Origin of the sequence: Cellulomonas citrea, assembly GCF_009829685.1 — a bacterium.
GTDB classification, from domain to species: domain Bacteria; phylum Actinomycetota; class Actinomycetes; order Actinomycetales; family Cellulomonadaceae; genus Cellulomonas; species Cellulomonas citrea.
Genome location: NZ_VWSD01000189.1, coordinates 1 through 4,761 on the forward strand (window position 1 = coordinate 1; position 4,761 = coordinate 4,761).

The window sequence follows — 4,761 nt, forward strand, 5'->3', positions numbered from 1 at the left end:
CGCCCGCCCCGTCGTCGGCGGCGGCGGTCGTGAGCCGGGGCAGCCCCGGCAGCACCCGGTCGCCGTGGAACCAGCCGGCGTCCAGGGGGTGGTGGACGAGCACCGGCCAGCGGGTCGTCGGGCGCAGCACACCCGCCGCGCTCACCTGCTCGCCGAGCAGCGAGTTGAGCAGCGTGGACTTGCCCGCACCCGTGGAACCGCCGAGCACGACAAGCACCGGCGCGGCCGCGGCACGCAGCCGGGGCAGCAGGTAGTCGTCGAGCTGGTCGAGCATGCCGGTGCGCAGCAGGCGCGCCTGGTCCGCCCCGTCGACGGCCAACGGCAGACCGGTCCCGGCGACCGCCGCGCGCAGCAGCACGAGCGCGTCGACCAGCCCCGTGCCGGGGTCGGCGGGCTCGACCGGCACCCCGTGCCGAGCCCTGCCGACCTCCTCGTGCGGCGCGTCGTCCATGGCGGCTCGGGTCAGTCCCGCCGCAGCTTGCGGTAGGTCACCCGGTGCGGGCGGGCCGCGTCGGCACCCAGCCGGGACACCTTGTTCTCCTCGTAGGAGGCGAAGTTGCCCTCGAACCAGTACCAGGCCGACGGGTTCTCCTCGGTGCCCTCGTAGGCCAGGATGTGCGTGGCCACCCGGTCGAGGAACCACCGGTCGTGGGAGACCACCACAGCGCAGCCGGGGAACTCCAGCAGCGCGTTCTCCAGCGAGCCGAGCGTCTCCACGTCCAGGTCGTTGGTGGGCTCGTCGAGCAGCAGCAGGTTGCCGCCCTGCTTGAGCGTGAGCGCCAGGTTGAGCCGGTTGCGCTCGCCGCCGGACAGCACGCCCGCGGGCTTCTGCTGGTCCGGACCCTTGAACCCGAACGCCGCGACGTAGGCGCGCGAGGGCATCTCGACGTTGCCCACCTTGATGAAGTCGAGGCCGTCCGAGACGACCTCCCACAACGTCTTCTTCGGGTCGATGCCGCCGCGGCCCTGGTCGACGTAGGAGATCGAGACCGTCTCGCCGATCTTCAGGGTGCCGCTGTCGAGGGGTTCGAGGCCCACGATGGTCTTGAACAGCGTGGTCTTGCCGACGCCGTTGGGGCCGATGACGCCGACGATCCCGTTGCGCGGCAACGTGAACGACAGGTCGTCGATGAGCACCCGCTCGTCGAAGCCCTTGTGCAGGTGGGAGGCCTCGAGGACGAGCGAGCCCAGGCGCGGGCCCGGCGGGATCTGGATCTCCTCGAAGTCGAGCTTGCGGGTCCGGTCGGCCTCGGCGGCCATCTCCTCGTAGCGCGCCAGACGCGACTTGGACTTGGTCTGGCGGCCCTTGGCGTTCATCCGGACCCACTCGAGCTCGTCCTTGAGGCGCTTGGCGAGCTTGGCGTCCTTCTTGCCCTGGACCTGCAGGCGCTCCTGCTTCTTCTCCAGGTAGGTGGAGTAGTTGCCCTCGTACGGGTAGAGCCGGCCGCGGTCCACCTCGCAGATCCACTCCGCGACGTGGTCGAGGAAGTACCGGTCGTGGGTGACGGCCAGGATCGCACCGGGGTAGGCCTGCAGGTGCTGCTCGAGCCACAGCACGCTCTCGGCGTCCAGGTGGTTGGTCGGCTCGTCGAGCAGCAGCAGGTCGGGCTTCTCCAGCAGCAGCTTGCACAGCGCGACGCGGCGACGCTCACCACCGGAGAGCACCGACACGTCCGCGTCCGGCGGGGGGCAGCGCAGCGCGTCCATGGCCTGCTCGAGCTGGGAGTCCAGGTCCCACGCGTCGGCGGCGTCGATGGCCTCCTGCAGCTGCCCCATCTCGGCGAGCAACGCGTCGAAGTCGGCGTCCGGCTCGGCCATGAGGGCGCTGATCTCGTTGTACCGGTCGAGCTTGGCCTTGATCTCGCCGACGCCCTCCTCGACGTTGCCGAGCACCGTCTTGGACTCGTTGAGCGGCGGCTCCTGCTGGAGGATCCCGACGGTGAAGCCCGGGGCCAGCCGCGCCTCACCGTTCGACGGCTGGTCGAGACCGGCCATGATCTTCAGGATCGTCGACTTGCCCGCGCCGTTGGGACCGACCACGCCGATCTTCGCGCCGGGCAGGAAGTTGAGCGAGACGTCGTCGAGGATGATCTTGTCCCCGTGCGCCTTGCGCGCCTTGTACATGGTGTAGATGAACTCAGCCACAGCCTGCCTGTCCGCTTCGCCTCTTCGTTCCGACCGCCGGGACGGTGGCCGGGGGCGGGCGACGCCGGCCCGGGTGTGCGTGGGTCCCGGGACCAGCGCCACCGCCGGTGTTTGCGCTGCCCAGCCTAGGCGATGAGCCGCGCGGGGCGAGCGTTCGGCGGACCTCACCCGGCAAGCGCCACCGCGTACTCGTCCGGTTCGACGGCCTGGTCGACCGCCGGCTCGACGGCCTCGCCCTCGGGTTCCGGCTCGGGCACCTGGGCCAGGACCGTCACCTCAGCGGGCACGTCGTCGTGGACCGGCCGGGTGAAGTGGGTCTGGCCGTAGCGCAGGTCGTGGCCCAGGGTCTCGGCGGAGATCGCCAGATCGGTCATCGCGGCCCCGTCGGCGGCGGTCCACTCCTGGGCGGACAACCGCCCGGACACGACCACCGGGTCGCCCTTGCGCAGCGACCGGGCGGCGTTGTCGGCCATCGAGCGCCAGGCCTTGACCGTGTACCACTGCGTGACGCCGTCGCTCCAGGCGTTGTCCGCCCCGCGCCGGCTCGGGGTGACCGCGAGCCGGAAGCTGACGAAGGAGGCACGCCCCTCGTGCCCGCCTCGGTAGCTGAGCCCGGTCGCCACCCGCCCACGCAGGACGAGGGTCGGTTCGTTGGTGTTCATCGCTGACTCCTGTTCGCGCCGTCGCCCCGACGGACCGGGGCGATCGCCGCCAGCCTCCGGTCGCGGCACGTCGACCGTGAGGGGCCGCACACCCGCCCCGGGGGCGAAGGACCGGCACCAGCGGCTGGGGACCGCTCGTCCAGGAGGCCCCTCGGACGCCCGGGCCCTCGAGCGCCCGGACCACCTGACGCCGGAGCCGTCGAACACCGAGCCCCTGGCACCCGACCTCAGTCGAGCGCCCGCGCTGCCTCGACCCGCTCGCGCAGCCGCCGCTGGCGACCGAGCACGTCGAGCGTCGGGTCCGCGAGCCTGGCCCGGGCCACCGCCTCGATGACCGCGCGCCCCTCGCGAGCGACCCGTTCGGCCTGGCGGCGCGCACCCACCCGACGTCCCACGACACCGAGCACGACGAGCAGCACCCCGAGCACGAGCGCACCGGCGGCACCGGCCAGCGCCCACACCGGCACCTGCTCGACGCCGAACCGCAGCCCCGCCGCCACCGCACCGAGCACGGCCACGGCCACCAGCACGTACCCGGTCCAGCGGGCCGCGCGGGCCGCACGCGAGCGCCGCACACCGACCGTGACGGCGTCGAGCGCCTCGGCCACGGCCATCCGCAGCTCGGCGGGGGTCGCCACCCGGGCGCTCACCTCGTCGGCCCACACCGGCAGCAGATCGGCGGTCGTGCGGGACAGCCACTGCGAGCGCGCGAGCTCCGCACCGTCCTCGTGCACCGTGCCGAAGCCCTCCGGCAGCGCCGTCCCACCCCGCAGCGCGGCCACGACCGCATCGCCCACGGCGCGCAGCCCGGCGGCACCGGCCAGCGTCTCGACCACCACGGCCACATCGGCATCACCCGGCGGCGGGACCTGCGGGCCCAGCGACCGGGCGAGCGTCGTCGCCACGTCACGCACCTCGGCCGCCGCATGCGTGGCCGCCGAGGACCGCCGCGCCACGACCTCGACCAGCCTGGCGCGCAGCGCCGCGACCCCCTCACCCGTCGCGGCCGAGGCCGCCAGCAGGGGCACATCGGTGAGCCCGTCCTCGGCGAGCAGCCGGGCCAGGTCGTCCACCAAGGGCTCACGCTGGTCCGCCGGCACCGTGTCGACCTGGTTGAGCACGACGAGCGTCGACTCCTCATGGCCGACGAGGTCGCGCAGGTACCCCGAGTGCAACGCGTCGTCGGCGTACTTCTGCGGGTCCACCACCCACAGCACGAGATCGGCGTAGGGCAGCACCCGGTCCACCACCTCGCGGTGCCCGGGCTCGACCGAGTCGTGGTCGGGCAGGTCGAGCAGCACCAACCCGGCCAGCACGGCCTCCTCGTCGGCGTCGAGCAGGGACTCGCGCTGGATGCGACGGTGCGGGTCCACCCCGAGCCAGTCGAGCAGCGGGTCGCCGTCGGGGCCCCACACGCAGGCCGACGGCAGCGCCGTGGTGGGCCGGGTGTCGCCGACGTCGGCGAACTGCAGCCGGGTCACCGCGTTGAACAGGCTGGACTTGCCGGACCCGGTGCCGCCGACGATCGCCACGACGGTGCGGTCCACCCCCAGCTCGAGCCGACCCGCGATGCGCTCCAGCGCGACGGTCGCCCGCTGCGCCGTGGCCGGGTCGATGACGTCCCCGGCCTGATCCAGCGCCTCCTGCAGCGCCGTGACCTGCCGGGAGATCTGCGCCGTGACCGCGCCGTGCAGCACCGCGGCCGGCTCGTCCGGTGAGGTCATGTCAGCTCCTTGAGCACGGCCAGCCGCAGCTGCAGACGCGAGGCGGCGTCCGCGGCGAGATCGGGATCGGCGAGGACGGGGTCGGCGACACCGGACTCGGCGTCCACCTGGGCCCGGACCCGGTCGGCGAGGTCGTCCCGCAGCCGGACCACGAGCCCCTGACCCGCCGCGCCGACCAGGGCACCGGCCAGCCGTTCGGCGCCGACGACGCCGGCGGCACCTGCGAGCGC

General features: G+C 73.5%; 3 protein-coding genes and 2 pseudogenes. All 5 read right to left on the minus strand.

Annotation, left to right across the window (positions count from 1 at the left end; translation table 11 throughout):
- Positions 1-451, minus strand: a pseudogene (locus F2B26_RS17495) (dynamin family protein); the annotation flags it as partial.
- An 11-nt stretch (positions 452-462) separates the two neighbouring features.
- Complete coding sequence (ettA, locus tag F2B26_RS14570; protein ID WP_159810589.1) at positions 463-2,145, minus strand: energy-dependent translational throttle protein EttA; 1,683 nt, start codon at positions 2,143-2,145, stop codon at positions 463-465.
- Positions 2,146-2,309: 164 nt separating this feature from the next.
- Complete coding sequence (locus tag F2B26_RS14575) at positions 2,310-2,807, minus strand: single-stranded DNA-binding protein (RefSeq protein ID WP_159810591.1); 498 nt, start codon at positions 2,805-2,807, stop codon at positions 2,310-2,312.
- A gap of 227 nt (positions 2,808-3,034) precedes the next feature.
- Entirely contained in the window at positions 3,035-4,531 is a 1,497-nt protein-coding gene (locus tag F2B26_RS14580) for a GTPase (RefSeq protein WP_159810593.1), read from the minus strand.
- Positions 4,528-4,761, minus strand: a pseudogene (locus F2B26_RS14585) (hypothetical protein); the annotation flags it as partial. The pseudogene F2B26_RS14585 and the gene F2B26_RS14580, both read right to left, overlap by 4 nt.